The sequence below is a fragment of the Sphingomonas hylomeconis genome, assembly GCF_025370105.1.
In the GTDB taxonomy this organism is placed as follows: Bacteria; Pseudomonadota; Alphaproteobacteria; order Sphingomonadales; family Sphingomonadaceae; genus Sphingomonas; species Sphingomonas hylomeconis.
The window spans coordinates 1-2,500 of the sequence record NZ_JANQBK010000026.1; the positions used below are offsets into that span (position 1 = coordinate 1).

Below are 2,500 nucleotides of genomic sequence, written 5' to 3' on the forward strand. Positions count from 1 at the left end.
GCTGGCCGATCTGGCGGCAGAGCCGACGCTGGCCATGATGCCGAATGTGGCGGAAAGCTATCGCCGCAACATCGTAAAGCTAGGCGACGCACTGAAGGGCGAGGAGATCGAGCGGGAGGAGGCGCGTCAGGCGATGCGCGCCCTGATCGACCACATCGTGGTGACGCCTGCCGAGGATCGCCGCGGCGTGGCGCTGGAGGTGCGCGGCCGGCTCAGTGAAATGATGGATTTTGGGCACAAAAAACCGCCGCAGGCTATCCTGAGGCGGTTGGTATGGTACCGATGGTTGCGGGGACAGGATTTGAACCTGTGACCTTCAGGTTATGAGCCTGACGAGCTACCGGGCTGCTCCACCCCGCGCCACGGTACGCCTCCCATGCGGTTGGCATGGGGGAGTATGACTTGTGAATGGGTTCTATATGATCATGAACTGTGCTTCGCGCACCGGCTGCAATGCCTGGCGACGACCTACTCTTCCATCGCTTAAGCGATAGTACCATTGGCGCAGTCAGGTTTCACGGCCGAGTTCGAGATGGGATCGGGTGGGGCACTGACGCTATAGCCACCAAGCAATGAAGCCGGTGCGCAAGCAAGTTCATGGTTCACTGAAACCCATCGTCGAAGCCCGCTGGGGGCTTGTGGATGGGTTCCAAAATCGATGCACGATTACCGTGTAGGCGTAGTTGTATTAGGCGTTGCTCTTAATCATCCGCACGATCATCCGACTTGCTGGTCACCCAGTGTTGTCATTGATGGTGGGACTCTCAAGCGCGAATAGAGCAATTAGTATCGGTTAGCTCCATGCGTTACCGCACTTCTACATCCGATCTATCAACGTCGTGGTCTCCGACGGCTCTATGAAATCTTATCTCGAGGGAGGCTTCCCGCTTAGATGCTTTCAGCGGTTATCCCGTCCATACATAGCTACCCTGCTGCGCTCTTGGCAGAACGACAGGTACACCAGAGGTATGTTCAACCCGGTCCTCTCGTACTAGGGTCAACTCCTCTCAAATTTCGACGCCCACGGCAGATAGGGACCAAACTGTCTCGCGACGTTCTGAACCCAGCTCACGTACCACTTTAATTGGCGAACAGCCAAACCCTTGGGACCTGCTCCAGCCCCAGGATGTGATGAGCCGACATCGAGGTGCCAAACAACCCCGTCGATATGAGCTCTTGGGGGTTATCAGCCTGTTATCCCCGGCGTACCTTTTATCCGTTGAGCGATGGCCCTTCCACGAGGGACCACCGGATCACTATGACCGACTTTCGTCTCTGCTCGACTTGTCAGTCTCGCAGTCAGGCTGGCTTATGCCATTGCACTCTAACAGACGGTTTCCAACCGTCCTGAGCCAACCTTCGCGCGCCTCCGTTACTCTTTAGGAGGCGACCGCCCCAGTCAAACTACCCGCCACAGAGGGTCCCTGATCCAGTTTCATGGATCGAGGTTAGACATCAGAAAACAACAGGGTGGTATTTCACCTATGGCTCCACGTCAGCTGGCGCCAACGCTTCAAAGCCTCCCACCTATGCTACACAGTTCTTTCCTAATGCCACTCTGAAGCTGCAGTAAAGGTGCACGGGGTCTTTCCGTCTAACCGCGGGTACTCCGCATCTTCACGGAGAATTCAATTTCGCTGAGCATGTCCTGGAGACAGTGGGGAAGTCGTTACGCCATTCGTGCAGGTCGGAACTTACCCGACAAGGAATTTCGCTACCTTAGGACCGTTATAGTTACGGCCGCCGTTTACCTGGGCTTCATTTCGGAGCTTGCACCCCTCCACTTAACCTTCAGGCACCGGGCAGGCGTCAGGCCCTATACGTCGTCTTGAAGCCGACTTAGCAGAGCCCTGTGTTTTTGCTAAACAGTCGCTACCCCCTGGCCTGTGCCCCCTCATACCGCTTGCGCGGAGTGAGGGCCTCCTTCTTCCGAAGGTACGGAGGCAATTTGCCGAGTTCCTTCAGGACACTTCTCTCAAGCGCCTTGGTATACTCTACCTGACCACCTGTGTCGGTTTCGGGTACGGTCTATACGGTGGGGCTATTTCCTGGAACCTCTTCGAAGCCCTCCCAATCCAATAAGGGAGAACAACTCACGAGATCCGTCACACACCACCAGGCCCACGAATATTAACGTGGTTCCCATCGACTACCCCCTTCGGGCTCGTCTTAGGGGCCGGCTCACCCTGCGCGGATTAGCCTTGCGCAGGAACCCTTGGTCTTTCGGCGAGAGGGCATCTCACCCTCTTTATCGCTACTCATGTCTGCATTCGCACTTCCGATACCTCCACGACCCATTACCAGATCGCTTCACAGGCTTACGGAACGCTCCGCTACCGCGTGAATAAATTCACACCCTAAGCTTCGGCACGTATCTTGAGCCCCGTTACATCTTCGCCGCAGGACCTCTTATTTAGACCAGTGAGCTGTTACGCTTTCTTTAAAGGATGGCTGCTTCTAAGCCAACCTCCTGGTTGTTTTGGAAGTCCCACATGCTTTC

The 2,500-nt window shown here is 55.8% G+C and carries 1 protein-coding gene, 1 tRNA gene and 2 rRNA genes (1 of these 4 cut by a window edge); 1 reads left to right on the plus strand and 3 read right to left on the minus strand.

The window, feature by feature from the left end; all coding sequences use genetic code 11:
• On the plus strand, positions 1-313 hold a 313-nt coding region (locus tag NV401_RS18655; RefSeq protein ID WP_390903646.1), incomplete at its 5' end, for a hypothetical protein.
• Here the strand turns inward: NV401_RS18655 and NV401_RS18660 are convergent.
• From NV401_RS18660 to NV401_RS18670, 3 genes are all read right to left on the minus strand, one after another.
• Positions 284-360 (minus strand) — tRNA-Met (locus NV401_RS18660). The two genes, NV401_RS18655 and NV401_RS18660, sit on opposite strands and share 30 nt — an antisense overlap.
• 95 nt (positions 361-455) lie before the next feature.
• A 5S ribosomal RNA gene (rrf, locus tag NV401_RS18665) occupies positions 456-570 on the minus strand.
• A 193-nt stretch (positions 571-763) separates the two neighbouring features.
• Positions 764-2,500, minus strand: a 23S ribosomal RNA gene (locus NV401_RS18670); it runs 1,055 nt beyond the window's last position.